General features: G+C 67.3%; 29 protein-coding genes. 9 read left to right on the forward strand and 20 right to left on the reverse strand.

The genetic code is table 11. The features are described from left to right. Positions 1-87: 87 nt before the first annotated feature. The 5 genes from radA to BO64_RS13090 are packed head-to-tail and all read left to right on the forward strand — an operon-like array spanning position 88 to position 5,318. A complete protein-coding gene (gene radA / locus BO64_RS13070; protein ID WP_496403748.1) occupies positions 88-1,458 on the forward strand; it encodes a DNA repair protein RadA in 1,371 nt (456 codons plus the stop codon). A 10-nt stretch (positions 1,459-1,468) separates the two neighbouring features. After that, the gene (locus BO64_RS13075) at positions 1,469-2,080 is read left to right on the forward strand and encodes a CvpA family protein (RefSeq protein ID WP_496403749.1); all 612 of its coding nucleotides are present in this window, start codon (positions 1,469-1,471) and stop codon (positions 2,078-2,080) included. Continuing rightward, the gene (purF, locus tag BO64_RS13080) at positions 2,077-3,573 is read left to right on the forward strand and encodes an amidophosphoribosyltransferase (protein ID WP_496403750.1); all 1,497 of its coding nucleotides are present in this window, start codon (positions 2,077-2,079) and stop codon (positions 3,571-3,573) included. Before BO64_RS13075 ends, purF begins: the two co-directional genes overlap by 4 nt. After that, positions 3,570-4,559 (forward strand): bile acid:sodium symporter family protein, encoded by a 990-nt coding sequence (locus BO64_RS13085; protein ID WP_496403751.1) that lies wholly within the window; start codon positions 3,570-3,572, stop codon positions 4,557-4,559. Before purF ends, BO64_RS13085 begins: the two co-directional genes overlap by 4 nt. Before the next feature lie 12 nt (positions 4,560-4,571). After that, complete coding sequence (locus BO64_RS13090; RefSeq protein WP_496403752.1) at positions 4,572-5,318, forward strand: SDR family NAD(P)-dependent oxidoreductase; 747 nt, start codon at positions 4,572-4,574, stop codon at positions 5,316-5,318. Here the strand turns inward: BO64_RS13090 and der are convergent. The 13 genes from der to BO64_RS13155 all read right to left on the reverse strand — a co-directional run bounded on the left by der (position 5,266) and on the right by BO64_RS13155 (position 14,272). Next, the gene (gene der, locus BO64_RS13095) at positions 5,266-6,792 is read right to left on the reverse strand and encodes a ribosome biogenesis GTPase Der (RefSeq protein ID WP_496403753.1); all 1,527 of its coding nucleotides are present in this window, start codon (positions 6,790-6,792) and stop codon (positions 5,266-5,268) included. The two genes, BO64_RS13090 and der, sit on opposite strands and share 53 nt — an antisense overlap. Before the next feature lie 21 nt (positions 6,793-6,813). Continuing rightward, positions 6,814-8,202, reverse strand: coding sequence for a PQQ-like beta-propeller repeat protein (locus BO64_RS13100; RefSeq protein ID WP_496403754.1), 1,389 nt, complete (start codon positions 8,200-8,202; stop codon positions 6,814-6,816). Beyond that, positions 8,199-8,969, reverse strand: a complete 771-nt coding sequence (locus BO64_RS13105; protein ID WP_496403755.1) for a tetratricopeptide repeat protein — start codon at positions 8,967-8,969, stop codon at positions 8,199-8,201. Before BO64_RS13105 ends, BO64_RS13100 begins: the two co-directional genes overlap by 4 nt. Positions 8,970-9,049: 80 nt before the next feature. Continuing rightward, on the reverse strand, positions 9,050-9,877 hold the full coding sequence (panB, locus tag BO64_RS13110; protein ID WP_496403756.1) for a 3-methyl-2-oxobutanoate hydroxymethyltransferase: 828 nt from the start codon (positions 9,875-9,877) through the stop codon (positions 9,050-9,052). Positions 9,878-9,879: 2 nt separating this feature from the next. Next, entirely contained in the window at positions 9,880-10,251 is a 372-nt protein-coding gene (locus BO64_RS13115; protein WP_496403757.1) for a hypothetical protein, read from the reverse strand. Continuing rightward, on the reverse strand, positions 10,244-10,825 hold the full coding sequence (locus BO64_RS13120; RefSeq protein WP_496403758.1) for an RNA polymerase sigma factor: 582 nt from the start codon (positions 10,823-10,825) through the stop codon (positions 10,244-10,246). Before BO64_RS13120 ends, BO64_RS13115 begins: the two co-directional genes overlap by 8 nt. 25 nt (positions 10,826-10,850) lie before the next feature. Further along, positions 10,851-11,231: a DUF6249 domain-containing protein gene (locus tag BO64_RS13125; protein WP_496403759.1), complete on the reverse strand. Its 381-nt coding sequence runs from the start codon at positions 11,229-11,231 to the stop codon at positions 10,851-10,853. Positions 11,232-11,484: 253 nt separating this feature from the next. Then, positions 11,485-11,832 carry an ArsC family reductase gene (locus BO64_RS13130; protein ID WP_496403760.1) on the reverse strand — a complete coding sequence of 116 codons (348 nt, stop codon included), beginning with the start codon at positions 11,830-11,832 and terminating at the stop codon, positions 11,485-11,487. Between the two features lie 39 nt (positions 11,833-11,871). Next, positions 11,872-12,450, reverse strand: a complete 579-nt coding sequence (locus BO64_RS13135; protein ID WP_496403761.1) for a 2'-5' RNA ligase family protein — start codon at positions 12,448-12,450, stop codon at positions 11,872-11,874. A gap of 350 nt (positions 12,451-12,800) precedes the next feature. Then, entirely contained in the window at positions 12,801-12,944 is a 144-nt protein-coding gene (locus BO64_RS13140; RefSeq protein ID WP_320358958.1) for a hypothetical protein, read from the reverse strand. Positions 12,945-12,957: 13 nt separating this feature from the next. After that, entirely contained in the window at positions 12,958-13,317 is a 360-nt protein-coding gene (locus BO64_RS13145) for a DUF6481 family protein (RefSeq protein WP_320358957.1), read from the reverse strand. A gap of 311 nt (positions 13,318-13,628) precedes the next feature. Then, on the reverse strand, positions 13,629-13,841 hold the full coding sequence (locus BO64_RS13150) for a hypothetical protein (RefSeq protein ID WP_320358956.1): 213 nt from the start codon (positions 13,839-13,841) through the stop codon (positions 13,629-13,631). A gap of 221 nt (positions 13,842-14,062) precedes the next feature. Then, on the reverse strand, positions 14,063-14,272 hold the full coding sequence (locus BO64_RS13155) for a cold-shock protein (protein ID WP_320358955.1): 210 nt from the start codon (positions 14,270-14,272) through the stop codon (positions 14,063-14,065). 439 nt (positions 14,273-14,711) lie between these two features. Between BO64_RS13155 and BO64_RS13160 the strand changes: the two genes are divergently transcribed. After that, on the forward strand, positions 14,712-14,963 hold the full coding sequence (locus BO64_RS13160; RefSeq protein ID WP_320358954.1) for a hypothetical protein: 252 nt from the start codon (positions 14,712-14,714) through the stop codon (positions 14,961-14,963). 50 nt (positions 14,964-15,013) lie between these two features. On the opposite strand, the gene BO64_RS13165 is transcribed toward BO64_RS13160, so the two are convergent. The 4 genes from BO64_RS13165 to BO64_RS13180 all read right to left on the reverse strand — a co-directional run bounded on the left by BO64_RS13165 (position 15,014) and on the right by BO64_RS13180 (position 16,992). Further along, entirely contained in the window at positions 15,014-15,313 is a 300-nt protein-coding gene (locus BO64_RS13165) for a hypothetical protein (RefSeq protein ID WP_320358953.1), read from the reverse strand. Continuing rightward, entirely contained in the window at positions 15,307-16,167 is an 861-nt protein-coding gene (locus BO64_RS13170; protein ID WP_496403762.1) for a transglutaminase family protein, read from the reverse strand. Before BO64_RS13170 ends, BO64_RS13165 begins: the two co-directional genes overlap by 7 nt. A gap of 109 nt (positions 16,168-16,276) precedes the next feature. Next, a complete protein-coding gene (locus BO64_RS13175) occupies positions 16,277-16,756 on the reverse strand; it encodes a hypothetical protein (RefSeq protein ID WP_372764345.1) in 480 nt (159 codons plus the stop codon). Beyond that, positions 16,744-16,992, reverse strand: a complete 249-nt coding sequence (locus BO64_RS13180) for a hypothetical protein (protein WP_331932320.1) — start codon at positions 16,990-16,992, stop codon at positions 16,744-16,746. Before BO64_RS13180 ends, BO64_RS13175 begins: the two co-directional genes overlap by 13 nt. 700 nt (positions 16,993-17,692) lie before the next feature. Here BO64_RS13180 and BO64_RS13185 point away from each other — a divergent pair. Then, entirely contained in the window at positions 17,693-17,947 is a 255-nt protein-coding gene (locus BO64_RS13185; RefSeq protein WP_331932321.1) for a hypothetical protein, read from the forward strand. Positions 17,948-18,723: 776 nt separating this feature from the next. Further along, positions 18,724-18,864: a hypothetical protein gene (locus tag BO64_RS13190; RefSeq protein WP_496403763.1), complete on the forward strand. Its 141-nt coding sequence runs from the start codon at positions 18,724-18,726 to the stop codon at positions 18,862-18,864. Positions 18,865-18,948: 84 nt separating this feature from the next. Here BO64_RS13190 and BO64_RS13195 read toward each other — a convergent pair whose 3' ends face one another. Beyond that, complete coding sequence (locus tag BO64_RS13195; protein WP_496403764.1) at positions 18,949-19,338, reverse strand: ATP-binding protein; 390 nt, start codon at positions 19,336-19,338, stop codon at positions 18,949-18,951. Next, positions 19,230-19,904, reverse strand: coding sequence for a histidine kinase dimerization/phosphoacceptor domain -containing protein (locus BO64_RS13200; protein ID WP_496403765.1), 675 nt, complete (start codon positions 19,902-19,904; stop codon positions 19,230-19,232). The genes BO64_RS13195 and BO64_RS13200 overlap by 109 nt, the downstream gene beginning before the upstream one ends. Before the next feature lie 382 nt (positions 19,905-20,286). Here BO64_RS13200 and BO64_RS13205 point away from each other — a divergent pair, with 382 nt between their 5' ends. Then, complete coding sequence (locus tag BO64_RS13205) at positions 20,287-20,760, forward strand: hypothetical protein (protein ID WP_496403766.1); 474 nt, start codon at positions 20,287-20,289, stop codon at positions 20,758-20,760. Between the two features lie 699 nt (positions 20,761-21,459). On the opposite strand, the gene guaA is transcribed toward BO64_RS13205, so the two are convergent. Further along, entirely contained in the window at positions 21,460-23,031 is a 1,572-nt protein-coding gene (gene guaA, locus BO64_RS13210; protein WP_496403767.1) for a glutamine-hydrolyzing GMP synthase, read from the reverse strand. Positions 23,032-23,037 lie beyond the last annotated feature (6 nt).

A 23,037-nucleotide genomic window follows, 5' to 3' on the forward strand; every position in this document is an offset into this window, starting at 1 on the left:
GCATCCTGGGTAGCATATGGCGGCAGCCGCACAGACCCCGCCGCGCCCCTGGGATAGACTTTCCCCTCACCGAATCAGGAGTTCGCCTTGGCCCGTGACGGCGCCGTCTATGCCTGCCAGTCCTGCGGCGCGGTCCAGAGCCGGTGGTCGGGCCAATGCCCGGTCTGCGGGGCCTGGAACACCCTCGTCGAGGAGCTCACCAGCCGCCCCCCTGGCGCCCTGAAGCCTTCGAAGGCCTCAGCCCGCGGCCGCGGCCTCGCCTTTGAGGGGCTGGAGGACGCAACCCCGGCCCCGCCGCGTATCATCACCGGGGTCGAGGAGTTCGACCGGGTCTGCGGCGGCGGCGTGGTGCCCGGCTCGGCCATTCTCCTCGGGGGCGACCCAGGCGTCGGCAAATCCACACTGCTCCTGCAGGTCGCCGCCTGCGCCGCCCGCCGCGGCGTCCGCTGCGCTTACATTTCAGGCGAGGAAGCCGTGGAGCAGGTCCGCGGCCGGGCCCAGCGCATGGGGCTCGCCGACGCCCAGGTGAAGCTCGCCGCGGAGACCAGCCTGCGGACCATCCTCGACGGGCTCAAGGCCGAGCCTTTCGACCTGGTGGTCATCGATTCTATCCAGACGCTTTGGAGCGACGCCCACGAGGCCGGACCAGGTTCAGTCACTCAGGTCCGTGCGGCCGCCGGCGAACTGGTCCGCCTGGCCAAGAAGCGCGGCCTCGCCGTCGTCCTCGTGGGTCACGTCACCAAGGAAGGCGCCATCGCCGGTCCACGCGTCGTGGAGCACATGGTCGACGCCGTCTTCGCCTTTGAGGGCGAGCGCGGCTATCCCTTCCGCATCCTGCGCGGGGCCAAGAACCGCTTCGGGGCCACCGACGAGATCGGCGTCTTCGAGATGAACGACACTGGCCTTGCCGAGGTGAAGAACCCGTCGGCCCTATTCCTCAACACTTCCGGCGAGCGGGCGGCGGGCGCAGCGGTCTTCGCTGGCATCGAGGGCTCGCGCCCGGTCCTGGTGGAGATTCAGGCCCTGGTCGCCCCGTCCACCTACGGCACGCCGCGCCGGGCTGTGGTCGGCTGGGATTCGGGGCGTCTAGCCATGGTGCTCGCGGTGCTGGAGGCCCGCTGCGGCCTTGGTTTCGGCGACCGCGACGTCTATCTCAATGTCGCCGGCGGGCTGCGCATCACCGAACCCGCCGCCGACCTCGCCGCCGCGGCGGCGCTCGCCTCTTCCGCCTTCGACGTCGCCCTGCCGCAGGACTGCGTGGTCTTTGGCGAGATCAGCCTCTCGGGGGAGGTGCGGTCGGTCAGTCGCATGGACGCCCGCCTGAAGGAAGCCGCCAAGCTCGGTTTCCGGCGCGCCCTGGGGCCGGCCGACGTCGAGGCCGCTGGCGGAATCAACTTCACCGGCGCAAGCCGGCTGGCGGACGCCGTCCGCCGGATAAGCGAGGGCGCGTGGAACTAGTCTGATGGGTTTGGGCCTCACCCAGTTCGATCTGATCGTCCTTGGCCTGCTCCTGGTCTCGGGCGCCGTCGGCTTCGCCCGCGGCGCAGTGCGGGAGGTCGCCGCCCTCGTCGCCCTGGTGGCGGCGGGCTTCCTGGCCGTCTTCGGCCTGCCCGTGTCCGCCCCCCTTGTGCGGGAGGTTGTCCGACCCGATTGGCTCGGCGCCGTGGCCGCCCTGATTCTGGTCTTTGCGGCGACCTACGTCGGCCTGCGTCTGATCGGCGCAGCCCTTGCGAAACGCGTCCAGGCCACCGACGTGGCGGGAGCGCTCGATCGTTCGGTCGGCCTGCTGATCGGCCTCGCGCGCGGCCTTCTGGTGCTGGGAGCTCTGTTTCTCATGTTCGACGCCGCCACGCCCGAAGACATCCGGCCGCGGTGGATCACCGGGGCCGCCACTTGGCCCTTGGCGGGTGAGATGGGCGACTTGATCGCCGGCCTCGCGCCCAGGGGCATGGATCTGGCCGCGTCCCTCGGTCCGGCCTTCGACAACGCGGTTCGCAACGGGTCAGGTGACAGAGCGGCGACGGACGGGTACGACGCGCCGCGAACCGACATGGCGGACGATCTGGAGAGGTCTCGATGACCCTGAAGACGCAGTCCTATGAGCGATGGGCTCCTCCCGTCCGGGACCCGGATGATGACACGCCGCGCCTGGAGTGCGGCGTCTTCGGCGTGTTCGACGTCGAATCAGCCGCCGCCCTGACCGCGCTCGGCCTGCACGCTCTCCAACACCGCGGCCAGGAGGCCTGCGGCATCGCCGCCTTTGACGGCCAACGGTTCCACACCGAACGGCACATGGGCCACGTGGGCGACGCCTTCGGCGGCGGCGACCTCAACACCCGGCTGCCAGGCCACTCGGCCATCGGCCATACGCGCTATTCTACCGCCGGCGGCAGCTTCATCCGCAATGTCCAGCCGATGTTCGCCGACCTTGAGGCGGGCGGCATCGCCCTCGCCCACAACGGCAACCTCACCAACTTCCTGACGCTGCGCGAGCAGCTCGTGGCGGAAGGCGCGATCTTCCAGTCCACGTCGGACTCCGAGGTCATCCTCCACCTCATCGCCCGCTCCCGGAAGCCCAAGTTCCTCGAGCGCTTCACCGACGCCCTGCAGCAGATCGAGGGCGGCTACGCCCTCGTCGCCCTCACCAACAAGAAGCTGATCGGCGCCCGCGATCCCCTCGGCATCCGCCCGCTGGTCCTCGGCGACCTCGACGGCAAGGCGGTCCTGGCCTCCGAGACCTGCGCCCTCGACATCATCGGCGCGACCTTCGTGCGCGACGTCGAGCACGGCGAAGTGATGGTCATCGACGAAGGCGGCATCCGCAGCTTCAAGCCGTTTCCGGCCCAGCAGGCCCGCCCCTGCGTCTTCGAATACGTCTATTTCGCCCGGCCCGACTCCGTCGTGAACGGCCGCTCGGTCTATGAGGTCCGCAAGCGCATGGGCCGCCGGCTCGCCCAAGAGACCCCTGCGGACGTCGATGTGGTCGTCCCCGTCCCCGACTCTGGCGTGCCCGCCGCCCTCGGCTTCGCCCAGGAGACCGGCCTCCCCTTCGAGATGGGTATCATCCGCAACCACTACGTGGGCCGCACCTTCATCGAGCCCACTCAGGGCCAGCGCGAACTGGGCGTGCGCATGAAGTTGTCGCCGAATCGCGCAGTGCTAGCCGGCAAGCGCGTGCTACTGGTGGACGACTCCATCGTCCGCGGCACCAACTCGGTCCGCGTGGTGCGCATGGTCCGGGAGGCCGGCGCCAAGGAGGTCCACCTGCGCTCGGCGTCTCCGCCGATCATGTGGCCGGACTACTACGGCATCGACATGCCGAACCGCGAAAAGCTCCTGGCCGCCAACCACTCCGTCGAGGAGATCGCCAAGCTCCTGGACGTGGACTCCATGGGCTATCTGTCGGTGGAGGGCCTTTACTGGGCCATGGACGCCGTGCGTGATCCGAACAATCCGCAGTTCACGGATCACTACTTCACGGGCGACTATCCGACCCGCCTCCTCGACCGCGAGATCGCCGAGGGCCGCAACCAGGACATGGAGCGCCAGCTCTCCTTCCTGGTCGACGCGTGAGCGAGCGGAAGCCGGGCTTCCGCTTCAAGCCCGACTGGTATCTGATCCTGATCGTCCTGATGGGCGTGGCCGCCACGGTCGCGCCCGCCCGCGACGAGGCCGCCATGGCCGCCGGCTGGATCGCCAAGGCGGCCATCGCCCTCGTTTTCTTCCTGCACGGCGCCAGGCTCTCCCGCGAGGCGGTGATCCAGGGCCTCACACACTGGCGGCTGCATCTGGTGGTGCTGGCCTCGACCTTCGCCCTCTTCCCGTTGCTGACCCTGGGGCTGGCGGCCCTGCCGGCGTGGATCACTCCCCCGGAACTGGCGGTGGGCCTCGTCTTCCTGGGGTGCCTGCCCTCCACCATCCAGTCGTCCATCGGCTTCACAGCGATCGCCCGGGGCAATGTCGCCGCCGCCGTGGCCGCGGCCTCGGCGTCAAACCTGCTCGGTATCGCCCTGACGCCGGTCCTGGTGGGCCTCCTCCTCCACGCCGAGGGCCGGATGGACGCCTCGTCCGTCGAAGCCATCGTTCTGCAGCTGCTGGTCCCGTTTATCGCCGGCCAGGCGCTGCGCCGCTGGGTGGGGCCGTGGATCGCGGCCCGAGCCCGGGTGCTCTCGTTCGTTGACCGGGGCGCAATCCTGCTCGTGGTCTATACGGCCTTCTCCGGAGCGGTCGTCGAGGGGGTCTGGACCCGCTTGAGCGGCCTCGACCTTGTCCGGCTGCTCATCCTCTGCCTGGTCCTCCTGGGCCTCGTCCTCGCGGCCACCACCACGGCCGCCCGCCTGCTGGGCTTCGACAAGGCGGATGAGGCCGCCATCGTCTTCTGCGGGTCCAAGAAGTCCCTGGCGAGCGGGGCCCCCATGGCGGCGGCGCTGTTCCCACCGGCCGTGGCCGGGGTCGCCATGATCCCGCTCCTGCTCTTCCACCAGATCCAGCTCATGGCCTGCGCCGCTATCGCCCAACGCTACGCACGCCGCGCTGACACCGGCGCGGAACCCGGCTAGAGAGGCGCCCTCATGTCCGACCTGCCTCTTACCGACCGTATCGCCCTCGTGACCGGCGCCAGCCGCGGCATCGGCCGCGCCGCCGCCCTCGCCCTCGCCGCCGCCGGCGCCCACGTCGTCGCCATCGCACGCACCTCGGGCGCCCTCGAGGACCTGGACGACGAGCTTCGCCAGGCCACCGGCCGCTCAGGCACCCTTGTCCCGATGGACATCGCCGAGGAAGGCGCCCTCGATCAGCTCGGCCTGGCCGTTCACCAGCGTTTCGGCCGCGTCGACATCCTCGTCCACGCCGCCGCCATCCTGGGTCCCATGACGCCCGTGGGCCACATCGAGCCCAAGCACTGGGAGCGCGTCCTGGCGGTGAACCTCACCGCCTCCTATCGCCTGATCCGCAGCATGGAGCCGCTCCTACGCGCCTCCGAGCGGCCCCGCGCCATCTTCCTGACCTCCAGCCGCGCCGCCCATCCCAAGGCCTTCTGGGGCCCCTACGGCGCCACCAAGGCCGCCGTCGAGAACCTGGTCCGCACCTGGGCCGACGAGCTTGAAAACACCCCTATTCGCGCGGCCCTGCTCGATCCTGGCCGGATGCGCACCCGGATGCGGGCCGAAGCCTTCCCCGGAGAGGATCCGCAGGAGCTGCCCGATCCGTCGGAGATCGGTCCGCTGATCGTAGAACTGGCCCAGGCCGACCTCGGCCTGCCCACCGCTAACGTGGTTTTCGCGGACTGGAAATCGCGCGGGACGCTCGCTTCGGCTTGACGCCGGGGCGGGCCAACTTGGCCGCCTTGCCGCGCGTCGCCACCTTCTTCGGCTTAGCGGGCTTGGCCGGCGCGGAGGCCGTCTCCGGCTTGGCGCGCGCCTTGGCTCGGGGGGCGGTCTTCGCCGGGCCCGCCTCGGCCGTCTCGGCGAACGGATTCTTGTTCGACCTCACCGACAGCCGAATCGGCACGCCCGGCAGGTCGAAGCTCTCCCGCAGCGAATTGATCAGATAGCGCCGGTAATGGTCGGGCAGCTGGTCGGCCCGGCTGGCGAACAGCACGAACGTCGGCGGCCGCGCCTTGGTCTGGGCCATGTACTTCGGCTTCACCCGTCGCCCGTTCACCGCCGGCGGCGGATGGCGTTCCACAGCCATGCGCAGCCAGTCGTTCAGGTCGCGGGTCTTCACCTTCGTCGACCAGTCGGCATAGGCCTTCAGCACCGCCGGCATCAGCCGGTCCAGGCCGCGCCCCGTCTCGGCCGAAAGGGCCACGATCGGCGACCCCTTCACCTGCGGCAGAAGACGGCCCGTCTCCTCGATGATCTCGGCCAGCTTCGCCTGGGGCTCCTCCACGAGGTCCCACTTGGCCAGCACGAACACCAAGGCTCGCCCTTCGCGCTCAACCAGGTCGGCGATCTGCAGGTCCTGGATCTCCAGGGGATGGGTGGCGTCCATCACCAGCAGCACCACTTCGGCGAAGGTGATCGCCCGGATGGTGTCCTGGGTGGATAGCTTCTCCAGCTTCTCCTGAACCTTCGCCTTCCGCCGCAAGCCTGCGGTGTCCACCAGCCGGATGGCGCGGCCCTCCCATTCCCAGTCCACGGGAATGGCGTCGCGGGTGATCCCGGCCTCGGGGCCGGTCAGCAGCCGGTCCTCTCCGATCAGGCGATTGACCAGGGTCGACTTGCCCGCGTTCGGCCGCCCGACGATGGCGATCCGCACCGGCTTGTCGGCCGGATCCTCGTCCTCGGCCTCGTCGTCCTCGCTCCAGACCGCAGCGACGGCGGCATAGAGGTCGGCCATGCCCTCGCCATGCTCGGCCGAGATCGGCACAGGTTCGCCAAGGCCAAGGCCCCAGGCCTCCAGCACCCCGCCGTCGCCCTTGGCGCCCTCGGCCTTGTTGGCGGCCAGTACGACCGGCTTGTCCCGCTTGCGGAGGATCTCGGCGAAGATGCGGTCGGCCGGGGTCACGCCCTCGCGCGCGTCGATGACGAACAGCGCCACGTCGCACTCGTCGACCGCGCGCTCGGTCTGGGTGCGCATCCGGGCCTCGAGGCTCTCGTCGGCGACGTCCTCGAACCCGGCGGTGTCAATCAGCTCCAGATCGAGGTCGCCAAGCCGGCCGACGCCGAACCGGCGGTCTCGGGTTACGCCCGGGCGGTCGTCCACGATGGCGAGCTTCTTCCCCGCCAGCCGGTTGAACAGCGTGGACTTGCCCACATTCGGGCGGCCGACGATGGCGAGCTTCAACGGCATGTCGTCAGCCTAGATTCAAGTTCAGCGCAGCGCGATCAGGGTAGCTTCGTCGGTCACCACATAGATCGTGTCGCCCATGGCGATCGGAGCCAGCAAGGCGGAGTCGCCCAGGCTGATCCGACGCTCGATCTCGCCAGTCTTGGCGTTCAGGACCACAAGGTGCCCCGTCTGGCCGGCCACGATCAGCTTGTTGTTGGTGAGCATCGGGCTCGACCAGACCGGCCGGTTCATCCGCTGGCCGCCGATCCCCAGGAATCCGCCCTTCTTCTTGCCCTTGAAGCCTTCGTTGAGGTCGCGGATCCAGTAGATCTGTCCGGTCTCGCGGGAAGCGCAGATCACCTCGCCCGCCTTCGAAACCGCATAGACCACATCGCCCGCCGGCAGCGGCGAGGTGATGCCCACCACGGGCAGGTTCCAGCGGGCCTGGCCGGTGCGCAGGTCGATGGCCGAGAAGACGCCAGAGTGGCTCACCGCGAACACGTCGCCCTGATAGATCACAGGACGCCCGGGAATGTCGCGGATCTCGGACAGCGCACTGGTGCGGCTGGCGCGGGAGAGCGCCTCGTTCCACAGGTCGTTGCCGTTGGCGGCGCGCAGGGCCACCAGTTCGCCCGACCCGAAGGCCGCCACGACCGTGTCACCCGAAACCGCAGGGCTCGAGGCGCTCAGGATGCGCGCCGATTCGGTCAGGGCCTGATAGGTCCAGCTGGGCGTGCCCGTCGCAACGTCGAAGGTCAGCAGCGTGTTGTCGAGGGCGACCACCATCACCCGACCGCCGGCCACGGTGGGAGCGCCGTGCACGGCCTCGCTGGTCCGCGTGCGCCAGCCGATGGCGCCGGTGTTGGCGTCGATCTGCAGAACCTGCCGGAAGCCCGACGAGACGTAGAGCTTGCCATCCGCGTAGGCCATGCCGCCACCGAAGGCGAGCTTGTCGCGCTTGTTGTCCCCAGGGTTGGTCGCCGTCCGCCAGATCTGTGCGCCGGTGCGGGCGTCATGGGCCGAGACCCGCCCGTCGGCGTCCATGACGAACACCTTGCCGTCGGCGGCCACCGGCGGAGCGGTCACATATCGACCACGCTCGGAGCCTTCGCCGAACTTGCGCTTCCAGGCGACCTGCAGATTCGGGGCCGCGTCCACATGGTCCACCGACTGCTCCGGCGTTCCGCCCGGCAGCGGCCAGGCGGCCACCGTCTGCGGCGTCGGCAGCGAGAAGTCGACGCCCTTCAGCGCCTCGGCCGGCTCCAGACGCTGGTCCGGGGGCACGATCGAGATCCGCTGACCCTCGCCCGCCGTTTCCTGCGGACCCTCGTCACGGTCGAACGGGTTGAGGCGGCCCAGGGTCGAGCAGCCGCTCGCGCCCAGCGCGGCGATCAGGCAGGCGGCCAGGAGGGTGTTGCGGCGCGACGTCATTGCTGTCCGTTGTCTTGCGGTTGCGGCTGACCGGCGCCCTGCGGGCCCACGACGGCGCCGGGCGGCACGATCATGGGCGGCATGGCGGTCGCGGACTTCACGATGCCCGGCAGGGCCTTGGCCGAGCCGGAATCGATCATGGCCACGGCGGCCTGCGCACGGGCGCGCAGGCCGTCCGGCGCATCAAGGCTCTGCTGGAGCACCACGAAGTCGCCGCGCGCCCCGGCGGTGTCTCCGGCGAGCAGCTTGGCGACGGCGAGCGCCTCGCGAGCCAGGACCCGATACGGGCGGCCGTCCTTCATCAGCGGCGTCAAGCGCGCCTCCACGTCCTTGTACGGGGCCGTGTCGAGCACCGCGAAGGCGGATTTGAGGCGAGCCACGTCGCCTAGGATGTCGTCCGGCGCGGCGTCCGCGGCCTGGTCGAGGAGCTTCACGGCCTCTTCGGTCTTATTCTCACGTTCGGCGAAGGCGGCGAGCTGCATCAGCGCCAGGGCCTTGTAGCCGCCAGCGGACGACTGCGAGACCTGAGTCCACAGCTCCCGGGCCTTGGCCTCGTCACCCTGCACAAAGGCCTGGGCGCCGGCGTGATAGCTTTCCGAAGCCTCAGCGATGGTCTTGGCGCGCCAGGTGTCCCAGCCCCAGTAGGCCAGGGCCCCGATCAGCGCGGCGGCGGCGACGCCAAGCACCCACGGCAGGGCCTTCTGCGCAAGCGACCGGTAGCGGTCGGAGCGAAGCTGCTCCTCGACCTCTTCGAACAGATCCGTCACGTGAAGGGGACTCCGGACTCTCTAGCTGGCCCTCTGGGCAGAGGCCGGGAACCTATAGCGCGCCGCTTTCCGCCGCAACGCTACCCAGCCTTCGCGTAGTAGATCTCGGCCGGCCCGGGGAAACGCCGGGCCCGCACGTCCTCGGCATAGGCCGCCACAGCCCGCCCGATCTCGCCCCGCAGGTCGCCGTACCGACGCACGAACTTGGGCGTCCAGTCGAACAGGCCGAGCATGTCGTCGGTGACCAGAATCTGGCCGTCGCAGCCGGCCGAGGCGCCGATGCCGATCGTCGGAACCTTCACCGCCTCGGTGATCTCCCGGGCGAGCCCCTCGGCCACGCCCTCGACCACGATGGCGAAGGCGCCGGCCTCAGCCGTGGCCCTGGCCTCCTCCAGAATCCGCTGCCGCTCGGCCGCGGCCTTGCCCTTGGCTTTGAAGCCGCCGTCCACCAGCACCGCCTGGGGTCGCAGCCCCACATGGCCCATCACCGGAATGCCCCGCTTCACCAGGTATTCGATGGTTCCGACGATCGTCGGCCCCGCCTCGACCTTCACGGCCTGGGCGCCCGTCTCCTTCATCAGCCGGGCCGCGTTAGCGTAGGCCTCTTCGACCGAGCCCTCGTAGCTCCCGAAGGGCATGTCGACCACGACCATGGCTCGCCGGGCGCCGCGCATCACCGCCTGACCGTGCAGGATCATCATCTCCAGCGTCACGCCCACGGTGTTCGGCAGGCCGTGCACCACCATGCCGACGCTGTCGCCCACCAGCAGCAGGTCGCAGTGCTCGTCCAGCAGCTCGGCCACGGGCGCGGTATAGGCGGTCAGGCAGACAATGGGCGTCCCGCCCTTGCGCGCGGCGATATCCGGCGCGGTGACGCGCCGGACGGCTTCCTGCCGATGACTAGACAAGATCAGATCTCCTCGATCACCCGGGACAGGGCGAACCCCATCAATAGCACGGCGAGGCCGACGGCGATCCATACGCCGAAACCGCCCGATAGGGCCGAGATCATCTCGGTGCTGGGCGCGGCTCGCGAAAGGCTGGACGTCAGCGCCCGGGCGGACTCCTCGGCCGCCTCCACGCGCTGAAAGAGATTGGACATCACCAGTTGGCTGGAGCCCACCACGCCGCCAACGACCCCGCCGGCGCCGATCAGCCAGCGGCGGGTCTGCCACCCGCGGCTCAGCCGCCGCTCGATCTTCTGGGCGAAGGCCTGGGCGTCCGGCAGTTCCGGGGCCTCAGCGAAGAGGCGTTCCAGGCGGCGTTCGAAGTCGTCAGCCATTGCCCCGCCTCCCTTCCAGAACGGCGCCCTCGGGCGGCGCCAGTCGCGCTCTGAGCTTCTCCAGACCACGTTTGACATGGGATTTGACCGTTCCCAGCGGCAGGTTCAAGGCCTCCGCCGCTTCACTGTGGGAAAGGCCCGCCCCGAAGCATAGCGAGACGCACATGCGCTCGGCCTTCGAGAGGACCTTCATCGCCTCGTCCAGGTCGATGCGGTGGTCCGCATCTCCCGCCGACACCTCGCCCTCGTCCTCGCCGCCTTCCTGGGCGAGCTCGCTCAACCGGCGCTCCTTCTGGAGCCGGCGCAGGTATTGCCGCGCGGCGATGCGCTTCAGCCAAGCGGCGAAGGTGCCCTCCCCGCGGAACTCGGCGATGCGCTGGAATGCGGTGAGGAATGCGTCCTGGGCGACGTCGTCGGCCTCCGCGGGCTGCGCGCCCATCCGGCGCAGCAGGTATCGGACGGCCGAACCGTGGCGACGCGCAAGCTCCCCGAAGGCGCGTCCCTCGCCGGCCGCGGCGTAGGAGCAGAGCTCCACGTCGTGCAGGCTGGCGAAGCTCGGTGGTTTGCCCGGCATGGGCGTACCCTTCTTCGGCCGTCCGCTAAGACTTTGGCTTGTTGATGAGGCCGAGGATGACGAAAGCTAGGCCGATAAAGCCCGGGAAGGCGGCAAAACCCAGGAACCAGTAGGCCGCGTCCGGCTCTTCGAAGCCCACGATCAGGCCGAGAGCGACCAGGCCCAGGGCGACGGCGATCCACACGATCCCGCTGCGCAGGTCGCGCTGCGGCGACGGCGGCAGCTTCGGCGAACGGACGTTGGTGGACAGGGCGTCAATCATCTCCTGCGGCAGCGGCTGTCCCCGCTCGATGGCGGCGCGCAGCGTCTCGGCCATCTTCTGGCGTTCCAGGCTGATGAAATAGCGCGGAACGATGACGATCGCGGCGATCATCCCGAACAGCGCGATCGGAACCAGGATTTCCACGGAGCTGTCTCCTCTCTCCAGTCAAGGCGGGCGAAGCGCCCGTCTCTGCTCAAAAAGAGCCCGGGCGACGCACGAACAGATGCATGTAAGGCGATGAATTGTTGGTCATGATTCATCCCCTCCAATAAGCCGCCGGCGCGGCGCGGCGAGCGAGACAAGCATCCTTGTCCGCATGTCGTCACGTACGAGGGAGAGCGCCGGATAGCCGGCCCTGCGCCCATGGCTGCGAACCTACGCCGCTAGCCCAGGGCCGTCAGCCGAAGACTTCGGCATAGATTTCCGGCTTGAAGCCCACGGTCAGCTTGCCGTCCACGTCCAGGACCGGGCGCTTGATCATCGACGGATGGGCCAGTATCAGCTCCACAGCCTTGGCGCGGTCGATGTCCTGTCGGTCCGCCTCGGGCAGCTTCTTGAAAGTGGTGCCGGCCCGGTTCAGCAGCGGCTCCCAACCCAGCTTCTCGACCCAACCCTCGAGCGTCCGCCGGTCGATCCCCTGCTTCTTGTAGTCGTGGAAGCCATAGGCGACGCCCTTGGCGTCCAGCCAGATCCAGGCCTTCTTCATCGTGTCGCAGTTGCGGATGCCATAGAGGGTGACGGTCAAGGTGCGACTCCGTGTGCAGTTCGGCGTCTTAGTGGCAGCTCAGGCGACCAAGGGCCAGCGACCCAACACCTCATGCCGGCTCTCGCCGAAATGGCTCCGGATCAGGACGAAGCTCTGCACGCGCCAGCTCACGGGCGCGACCCATTCAGCCGCGATCCGACGCTGAGCGTAGAACAGGGTCAGATGAGCGCTGAAGGCCCGACCGGCGGCGTTTGGAACGCCCTCCCGCCGCAGCGCAGCGCCCAGTTCGCGCCGCAGGTCATCCACGAGGCTCGCCCCTTCGCCGCCCGCCAGCACCACGGGGTGCTTCCCATCCCGGCCGCCGAAGCCGGCCACCTGCTCCAGATGCAGGCCAAAGGCATGCAGCCGAACCTGCGCCGCCGCCCTTTCCGCCGCACGGAGGATGGGTTCCACCGGGCTCTCGCCGACGCCGAGCAGCGAAACGTGCATCCGCTCTGGCGGGACCGGCCGCCCATGCAGCCGATGGCGGCGCTTCAGCTCCCAGGCGCGCTGGCGCGCCTCGCAGGCCGCCCGCGGATCGGGCCGCAGGGCGAAATAGACCATCTGAACATCGCATGCCCTCGCCTCAAAGCCGGGCAACGCCAATTGCTCCGCCATGTCCTCCTCCTCGCGGGCGAGAACATTAGGGGAACATCAACGATGATGTCCAGTCGGCTCAGCCTATTCCCACTCGATCATTTCCTGGACGCGTAAGGGGCGGAATTTCCGAAGGAATTTTGCGGCGGCGACGCCAAATACCGTCAACGGCAGCGTTAAAAACCTACGCTTCGGAATTCATTGAGGAACTCAGTCAGATCACGTTCCCGTGCATATCGTCGCACAGGACGAGCCGCGTCCGGCAAGCGACAATCCCACATCGCCACAGGCCGCTCAAGCGCCGGTCGAGTCCATGCCGGCAGTCGAGGGCGATCTCGCGGCCTGTCCAGGAGGAGCCCATCCCACGAGCTCTATTCCCCTCTCCGCTCGGATGTTTCTGCTGAGGCGGCTTCTTCGTCCGGGGAACGCTTGGCGGCGGCCTTCGCCGCGGCTTTGGCGCTCTTCACGCGCTCGCGCTCCAAGCGCTCGAACTGGTAGTTGGGCTTGCGCGCCATAATGTCCCTTCCCTTAACCTCGGGCCTTACGCGCCGCGTACTTTGCGTCGCGCTTGGCTTTTGCTTCCGCCGCCGTGAGCGCCTTGCGCTCCTTGCGGGCGCCTCGTTTCAGCGCCAGCTCCTCGACCTCTGCCGTGGCCTGGATGCGTAGCTGTTCGGCCGCAGCGTCCGCCGCTGCCTGCTTCTTCGCGGCTCTGAGCGTGGCGCGTTCCGCGCGCACTCCGGCCAGGCGTTCTTTGCGCATACCTTCTCGCTCGGCATGAAGCGGATCGGTCTGGATCGGCTTGTGCTGCAGCTTGCCGAGGAGCGAACGTTTGGCGTCCGCAGCGCTCTTCAGGCGATCGGCGAAGCCGACATTGAACTGGTTCTTCATTAGATTCTCCCGCAGTCAGCTCGACCGATCGTGTCAGACGGAGCAGTGGCGAAGCGCACGGGGCCGCCCTATGCGCCGGCGGCTGGCTTGAGGTGAAGGATCGGACGAGTCGGGGCGCCCTTTAGCGGCGGCGCCGCAGGCCGGTTTCCAACGATCCCGGGGGCCGCGCGACGGCGCGGCCGGATGACTGTGGTGAAAGACATTTAGCTCCGTGGTGTTGTGGGGCCCGTAGGGCCCGGACTTATGATGATTGAGGTTGGCAGCCTGTGGTCCCGTGCGATGGCGGGCTTAAGCGTCCCTCACGGCGATCTTCAGAAGACCGTCGTCGAAACGCCCCAGACGACGCGGTTGACGTGTTCGGCCAAGCGCTCGGCCTCAGCGAGGTCGACACCTGGGCGGAGGTCCAGCGTAAACAGGGAGTTGCTGTAGGACGACACGGCGCCATCGCTCGGCTCGAACGCGAGGTAGGGTGCGCCGTCGGCCTTCAGTTGTACGGTGCAGCGATGCTGCTGGTCCGGGCTCATTGCAGGATGCTCCGATCGCCTTCGCCGCTCCGCGACTGCAGCCGCCGAAGCACGTCCGACGCCTCCGTCCACGTGAGGCCTTCCTGACGCGCGGACGCTAGGACCACCGTTTCGCCGGTCCAGCGGTCGAACACGGTCCAACCGGCTGCGTCTCGCCTCAGATCGAATTGCTGAGTGATGTGTACGGGTGGCCGTGGCGCTCAGCGCCACGGCCGACCGCGCTAGGCCGCTTGGAGCTGGCCTGCAGCCGTCTTGCCGCTGCGGCTGTCGCGCTCAAGCTCGAAGCCGAGCTTTTGACCTTCCTGCAGCGACGTCATCCCCGCGCGCTCGACGGCCGAGATGTGCACGAACACGTCCGCGCCGCCATTCTCAGGTTGGATGAAGCCAAAGCCCTTTTGGCCGTTGAACCACTTCACAGTACCGGTTTGCATGAATTTGTCCCTTTCGGACATGAGTTCTCACGCTCGAAACGAGCGAGAAGATCAAATTTTCGAAGAGGGTCGGATGTTTTTCCGGGGCACTGAGCAGAGCTCTTGCTCGGAAGATAGGCGAACCAGCGCGAGTATTTGATGGAAATGACCATGCCACGTCCCGTCGTCATCGTCCATATATATTAAATAAACTCCACGCGCTGCTGACCTCCGCATGGTAGGCGTGACAGATGCGAGAAACACTTACGCGTGAAATCATCAGCGTTGGAAGGCAGGGCGGGATTTGGTCCGTCACCGACGGCGGAGAGTCGTTCGGGCACTCGACTGATAAGGAGGTCGCCAGGGCCGCGGCGCTTCGTCGGGCGCGAGACCTGTTTGACAAAGGCCGAGCCTGCGAGGTGCGGGTGTTCGGCGAAACGAGCCGGTGGAGAGAATAGAGATGCGTGAACGCCAGCCGGAGAAGGCGTCCGCGCGGTCACCGGATAACCGCTTCCGCGCAGCGATCGCGAATGCGCTCGCCAATGGAGCCTCCCTGGACCAGATGACGCTGCGGGACGCGAGCCTGCTCGCGCGGGACCGCACGACGCCTGTCGAGGACATTGGCTATCGCGACAGCGTGATGCACTTCCTCGGCGTCAAGGTTGAGGCTGGCGGCGTTCCGACCAGCACGTTGGACCTTGGCAGCGCCTGAACGTGCCCACCGCAGGCAGGTTGGTTCAGCGAAAGCTTAGCCGCAAGACATCAATCGTCCGCATCCGCGGCGTCGTCCTTGCTCACCTCTTCGTCGGCTCTGCTTTCGGTGATGCTCACCTGGGGTTTTCGCAGCGTCGCTAGCCTCAAGCCGGTGTAACCCTCTTCAGGACCAATCGAGGCTAGGCAAGCGGCGCCTTCCGGCGTGATGTCCCATCCCTGTTGACTTCGCTGCGCCAGGCCGAGCTCGGTCAAACGTCGCGCGTCCGCGATGTTCACGAAGGCGGTGAGCGTCCCAGCCTTCTTCTCCGCCAGGTTGCGCAGCGCGGCCGTCTCACTTGCCGTCAACATGTCGGGACTCCTGTTCCCTGCGTGGCCGTGCGCACAGCCACCTCGAGATCGATGTAGTCGCTGGGATCGCCAACGTAGCTGCCAACGATAGGGAGAACCTGCGCGGAGGATCTGCCCACGGCGACCTTTACAAGGCCGGCGGCGCCCATTCGACCGTTGGTTGGATCGAAGGGTATCCAACCCGGACCCGGTATGTAGACCTCTGCCCAAGCGTGAGTGGCGTCCGCGCCGCCAGTTCGGGAGGAGTCGACAAGGTAGCCGGTGACAGCTCGCGCACCGAAGCCGAGGCTTCTCGCCGACGCCAGGAACAGCTCTGCAAGATCACGGCAGGCGCCGCGGCGCCGACCCAGCGTTTCACCCGCCGATTGGGTGTTTTCTTCTGATCGAGGCGTATAGCAGATCTGCGCGCCGACGCCGCTGTTCAGGTCCTTGAGCAGGGAAAGGGTGTCGGTCCCGGGCCGCGCCACGAAGCCGTGGGCCCACTCGGAGATCGCAACTCCGTCGATATCGGGGCTCAGGAGAACGCCCAGCGCCGCGGCTTCATCCGTCGAGTACCGGAACGGATGCTGCTGAGCGCGAGGCTCGATTCCATAGACTGGCCAATCGGGGCTTGTCGCTTCCACCAGGCTCCGGCTCTCGATGACCAGTTCAGTCGCGGCGTCCGCCAAGGTCGCCGTTGCGAAGCAATTCCCGAACACGTCGGTGGACCAGACGAGCGCAGGTGCTGGGCTGATCGCGAGACTGTGGCTGAGAACATCGAGGCCAAGCTCCTCCCGCGGGCGGAGCATCAGTCTGTGCGGATTGAATGCGACAGCACGCGAGAAGCGGTAGGTGCTGGTGTGGCGGATGCTCACGCGCACGTGCGACGTCTCCGCTTCGCCGCCTGGGCGTCCTGCTCGCCCAACCGGGAAGCCTCAGGCCTTGGGGCGGGCAGAAGGCTTGGCCGCGCCTCGTAGCGCAGGCTCAAGGTGCGATCGGCTGGCTGCAGGCGGTTTCGCCTTCGGCTGCTTGGGCTTGCGCGCTTCCCGGTTCGTTCTCTTTTGCTCCTTGGCCATCGGCGTCCTCCTTCGGCTGCTGCCGGTCCCGCGTATCGAAAGCAAAGCTGAGCAGCACGTCGTCCGGGCGAGCACCCGGGTTCGACGGGTTGCAGAACCCGATCAGAAGCCGATCCGGCGTGTCCTCTTCGGGCGAGGCGCGGTCATTGGCCCAGCCCTGCGCGTTCTGATGGCGCGACTGGATCTCAAGGCGGCAATCCACATCCTGCGCCGGTATGTCGATCCGCTGGTGCAGGTCGCGCCCGCCGATCCATGACCCGAAGGTCAGCCTGGCCGGTCCACCGACGGCCGGCAGCACGGACACCTTCCAGCGATGCAGGTCGCGGTCGGCGCGCGCGGTAGCCGTGAGGCGGACGGAAGCGCCGGCAGGCAAGGCTAGCTCTGGCATGGAGAGGGCTCCGCAGGTTGGAGGATCCTGGCCCGGGCCGCGCGAACTGGCGCGTTGGCCATCATGTCGCGCGCATAGGCGCTGCGCCGATCCTCGAAGGCGGCGAGCTCGAACCAGACCGATGCGGCCGCTTGGTGCCTGCGCCGCACCTGGAGCAAAGTGCTGGAGTCGGCGTGGGCGAGCGCTTGCTGCGCCTTTGCCCGGTAGTCGGCGCCTCGGATGTCGCTGGCGAGCATAACTACTGTCCTCCGCTCAGAGGGTTCGGAGGCCGCGCAGCGGTGCGGCCATGCAGGCGTTCGACGATCTGACGGAACCGCTCGACCTCCGCCTGCAACGCGGCGACGTCCCCTTGCAGCTGCGCGTTCCGCTGGCGCAGGTAGGCGTTCTCTCGGGCGAGGTCTGTAGGCGTCGCGGTCATAGCGACCGCCGTCCGCCAAACAGCGAAAACAGAAGCGGGAGCACCAGCGCGCCTGCGGCAAAAGCCGCGGACGCCACGAACAGAACGGACATGAATGTCTCGAAAGCGCGCCGTGTCGGAGATGATCGACCGCTTGGCTCGCGGCACAGGACCGACGGCGCCATCAACAGATGGTGCGCCGGGGCGCCGCTTTCAAGGCGCGGGCGACGCCTGCCCTGCAGATCGTCAGGTCGGCCGCCGCTGCGCGGCGGGCCCCGGCGTCCACGCGCGAGCAGCCCGTCGTAGAAATAGACGACTCCCACGCCAAGCGCTTGGCACCGGCCAGAAGCGTGCGCCCGACATCCGGTTCGATGCGCTCTCGTATTTCTGGAGCTGCTTGAACTGCAGCCGGCAGGCGCCGCCAGCTGCTGCTGATCTGAGCGCAGCGGCTATTTCCAGGCGTCCCCGGAACAGGCCCCAGTCGGACACGCTAAGATGCGGTGGGCCCATGGCGCGGCCCGCCGGGAAGGCTCGATTAGATGCCGTCGATCAAAGCTAACGACGAGCTGGAACAGCGCATGCTGGCGACCGAGCGCCTGCTTGGGACGCTGATCGCAATTCTGTCCGCTCGCGACCCTCGCCTCCTCGACGAACTGCAGGCGGTCTTCGCGAGCCCCGACTTCGCCGACGACGAGGCGGGGCGCGCAGCTTCGGCCACCTGGCGCCGGATCGCAGGTGAGTTGAAGGCGACGGGCCTCCTCGTGCAGAGCCTCGGCGAGGACATTCCGCACTGACCGCCGGCGACAGGGCACGCGCCCAATTGGTCGGCCCGAGAATGGCGAGCCCCGCGCCCCGAGGGACGATTCGGTGTGGAGGCCTCGCAATCTGCATCGCGCCTCCCCACCTCCCTGACGAGCGCCGTCGGGCGTGTGCCGCCACCGAAGCGGTTGATCCCGTCCGATGCGGCGCCGTCCGAGGCAATCATGCCCGCGCCACATAGCTCTGCAGAACCCCGCTCGAGAGCCGCCACAGCGGCGCCCGCCTGCTCTTTGAAGCCCAGTCCTTCACCGCGCTGCGTGAACGGCGCGGCCGACCGGCACGCGACATGCATCCTTGAAGGCGCGCGCCAATGAGTCTCAGTTCCTGGTGGCGCGGCGCTTTCCCAAGTGAGGAGGAGGTCAGGGCGGAGATCTGGAGCTTGGGCACGCGCCATCTCGGCTGGCCACTTGAGGGCGCGCTCGATGAACTCAAGGCGCCCCACCTGGCGCCGGCGCGCGCTCAACTCCTGCGCGCCTGCGTGCGTGAGCTGAAGCGCCAATGAAGCCCACCACATCCATCTCCCACACCCCGCCTCGGTCTTCGCCCAGCCCGAGCGCGAACTATGCTGAACAGCTTGCCGCCTTTGAAGCTCGTCGCAGGGCTTCTGACGACATCCTCCTGCGCAAGATGCTGCAGATGCGGGATCCGATGAACCCCGGCTAGCGCGCGCCGTTGAGCGCCTGCGGCAACCGCGCAATCCAGAACGACAATAGTGATCGTTCCAGCGGACGCGCCGCTGTATGCTGGGATCATGGAAACGCACGCGGAAATCGTTCAGCGCTGGCGCGATCTGCGGACCATGCTGATCGATCAGCTTGAGATGTTCGAAACCGGCGCTCTCACCCTCCGCTCAAACGGGGTGAACATCTCGTCCGAGGCCATCGTGGATTAGACGCAGCATCCTCGAGTTCGATGCATTGATCGCCAAGGACGAGGCGGAGGCGCGGTGACTCGCTCGCTGGAGCGCGTACAGCCACTAAGCCGCCGCGCGCAGGGACCCGTCGTATAGGATGGAAACCTTACAGCCCGGCGTGCCAGAAATTTCGACGCGCGCGCCGAGCTGACGCGCGAGCGCCTCGACGATGGTGGCGCCGAGGCCAGCTTGCGGAGACGCCCCGCCCGAGTGCATCCCCACCCCGTCGTCGGCCACAGAAAGGGTCCAGTCCGAGCCCGCTGACCGATACTCGACGACGATGGCTCCTCTTCGTCCGTCTGGAAATGCATGCTTCAGCGCATTTATCACGAGCTCAGTAACGATCAGCCCAGGCTGATCGACACGTTCGCGGCCACGAAGCCCGGGGAGCCGCAGACCTTCAAGGTCACGTGCTGGGCGGGTGAAATCATGGAAGCCCTGAGGGTGTCGCACAGCTTTCCGAAATAGGTTTGCAGCTCGACTTCGTCGAAGCTCGAGACCGCAAGCTGCCGCTCGAGTTCGGCGACGGCGATAACGCGGTGGTGAGCGTTGTGAAGGTGTCCACGAGCCTCAAGGGAACTTACCCGGCGGGCGTTCTGCATAAGCACGCTGGCGATGATCTGCAGGTTGTTGGCCACGCGGTGGCGCACTTCCTTCAAAAGAAGGGCGTTGTCGCGCGCGAGGACTTCCCTCAGATGCTCTCGCGTGTGAGCGTCCGTTACATCGCAAACGGTGAGCAACAGCCGTCCATCGGCCGGTCCCGCACCGGCGTAGTCAAGCCTATGCGCATTGAGGCTCAAACGTTGCACGCCATGCCCTGGCCTGGCAATTTCGACCTCGTAAGCATCGATCTTGGCGTCCCCGGCCAGGGTGGCGTTCAAAAGCGTACGTAGCTGGGGAATGTCCCATTCCCCGTCACCGAGCGCCTCGATCCTCCGGCCGAGAATAACCTCAGGAGCGAGGGCGAAGGCGCCCAAAAACGAGGGACTTGCCGCAAGCACCCGACGATCGGCATCCATCAAGAGGAGCGGGGCCGCTGAAGAAGCGATGAGCGCCAGTCCGAGGTTCAGGGCAAGTTCCTAATGTAGAGGTTCGAAGAGGCCCATCGGCGTCCCTTTCCTGGGCGAGCGCTGAACAAAGGGCGCTCCGCCGACCCGCTGCACGTTGACCATCTCAGGTCACCAGCGACGTGAGCCATCATAGCACGCACAGCGGCTGAAGTGGGATATTCCTCGCCCCCAACCAAGGAAATCGCGTGCGCTACGAAAGTCGCTCAGTTTTCCGACCTGAAATCGTGCGCCCTCACTGGCGCGATGGCCGCCGCATCACCACATGTAGTCCAGGCGAATATCCGTCGAAGATTGGGGCGCGACTTAGGGACAAGCTTCCCAGGAGCTCAGAATGCCCGCCGAAAACACCCACCTTGAGCGCCGTGTACTTGCGCATGAGCAAATCTTGCAGGCGCTGATGGCCCAGCTCGCCGAAAGCGAGCCCGGCTTCCTGGACCGCATGCGCGAGCGCTTCGCGACGGCGCGGCGTGGGTCGTACGAACATGACTACGTGGAAACCGCCGACTACGCCGAGGCCTTTCTGCACGAGGTGATGCGACTGGTCCGCGTCCGCGACGGCACAATCTCCGTTCAACCTCCTGATGCGGTCGAGAGGACCGCACCAGCCGCGACGACCAGTGAACTCGCCGCAACGGTGGTGATCCGCACCTCCCAGGTCGGCGGGGTCTGGCAGGTGACACGCGACCGTGTCTTCCTTGGCGACTATCTGGCGGAGGCGCCGGCCCGGACCGCGGCGGAAAGCGCCGCGCACGAAGTCGAGGGTCAGGGCCGCCGAGCGGAGCTGATCTTTGAGGCCCCTCGGTAGTCGCCGGTCCGCGACCGCCCATCTCGGGACGGCGCTTTGTGGAGTTTCAGAAATGAAGCAACGAACTGTTGAAAGGGCCGACGCTCGCCTCGAACACCAGCATCATTCGCTGGAAAATACTGCTGACGAAAGGTGGGAGGACGAGGGCGGAGCGATAGCTCCCAATCTGAGGCCACCAGGCTCACTCCCAGCTCCCCGCTCGCATCATTTCGGCGAGGGGCAGATCGCGCGAACGATCACACAGGATGAGCAGGATCGGCTGGCCAGGCGCTCCTAGCGCTCTAAGGCAGGGCGAATCATCGTCCGAAGCACGCCTTCGATCACCGGGGCTTCCGCCCCCGCCCGGTACTCACCCGCCGGGCTCGGACTGGGCGCCGAGAGCGTGCGGAGGTTCTTCCGAACAGCATTCCCTACGGCGTGCTGAAGCAGTGAGAGAGGCGTGCGAGGTGGCGCAACGGCTTCTGAAGTTTGACCCGCGGCAACAGTTCGGGCCCGACTCGCCGGCCATACTGTGATTACCGTCGTCCATACCGCCAATAAGGCCGGAAGGCCGGCGCTGCTCGGCTCAGTCCAATATTCGCGCGTTAATCGTGAGTAAAAGGCAGGTGAAAAATCAGTTGGGCGCGCAACGAATCATCGGCGCCACATCATCAACGAGAAACTTCAAGTTATTGTTTTTATTGCACTTCTAAAGCCCCGCTACTCCCACTCGATGGTGCCGGGCGGCTTGGAGGTCACGTCGTAGACGACCCGGTTCACGCCACGGACCTCGTTGATGATCCGCGTGGCGCAGCGGCCAAGGACGTCCCAGGGGAACTCGAAGAAGTCGGCCGTCATGCCGTCGGTCGAGGTGACCGCGCGCAGGGCGAGGACGTGCTCATAGGTCCGGGCGTCGCCCATCACGCCCACCGTCTTCACCGGCAGCAGAACGGCGAAGGCCTGCCAGATGGAGTCGTAAAGCCCGGCCTTGCGGATCTCGTCCAGGTAGATGGCGTCCGCCTGCTGCAGCACGGCCACCTTCTCCGGGGTGATCTCGCCGGGGATGCGGATGGCGAGGCCCGGGCCCGGGAACGGATGGCGGCCCACGAACTGCGGCGGCAGGCCCAGTTCGACGCCCAGGGCGCGCACCTCGTCCTTGAACAGCTCGCGCAGCGGCTCCACCAGCTTCAGCTTCATGTAGTCCGGCAGGCCGCCCACATTGTGGTGGCTCTTGATCACAGCCGACGGCCCGCCGCTCGCCGACACGCTTTCAATGACATCGGGATAGAGCGTGCCCTGGGCCAGGAACTCGGCCCCATCGATCTTGGCCGCCTCTCGGTCGAACACCTCGACGAACAGCCGGCCGATCGTCTTACGCTTGGTCTCCGGGTCGGTGACGCCCTTCAGCTCACCCACAAAAAGCTCAGATGCATCAACGTGAACCAGGGGGATATTGTAGTGATCCCGGAACATGCTCACGACCTGCTTCGCCTCGTCCTTCCGGAGCAGGCCCGTGTCCACGAACACGCAGGTCAGCTGGTCGCCAATCGCCTCGTGGATCAGCACGGCGGCCACCGAGCTGTCCACACCGCCCGACAGGCCGCAGATCACCTTGGCATCGCCGACCTGGGCGCGGATCTTGGCGACCTGTTCCTGGCGGTAGGAGGCCATCGTCCAGTCGCCTTTGAGCCCGGCGATCCGGTGGGTGAAGTTGCGCAGGATCAGCGCCCCGCGCGGCGTGTGCGCCACCTCAGGGTGGAACTGGATGCCGTAGAAGCGCCGGCCTTCGTCGGCGATCACCGCATAGGGGCTGCCCTCCGAGACCGCCACCGTCTCGAAGCCGGGCGGCAGGGCCGTGACCTTGTCGCCGTGGCTCATCCATACCGTCTCGGTGTGGCCCAAGGCGCCCAGGCCCTCCAGCAGCGGGCTCTCGCGGACGATCTCGATCTCGGCCCGGCCGAACTCGCGGGTCGCGCCCGGCTCCACCTTGCCGCCGAGCTGGGCGCACATGGTCTGCTCGCCGTAGCAGATGCCCAGCACGGGCACGCCCTGCTCGAAGATCCGGGGCGAGGCCGAGGGGCTGGCGCTCTCATGCACGCTGGCCGGGCCGCCCGAAAGGATGATCGCCTTGGGCTTCAGGCTGTCTAGGGCCGCATCCGCCTTGTCGTACGGATGGATCTCGCAATAGACGCCGCTCTCCCGCAGCCGTCGGGCGATGAGCTGGGTCACCTGGCTGCCGAAATCGACGATCAGGACCTTTTCGTGGCCGGTCTGGGGGGCGGACGTGGTCATGGGGCT

The sequence above is a fragment of the Phenylobacterium composti DSM 19425 genome, from assembly GCF_059568645.1.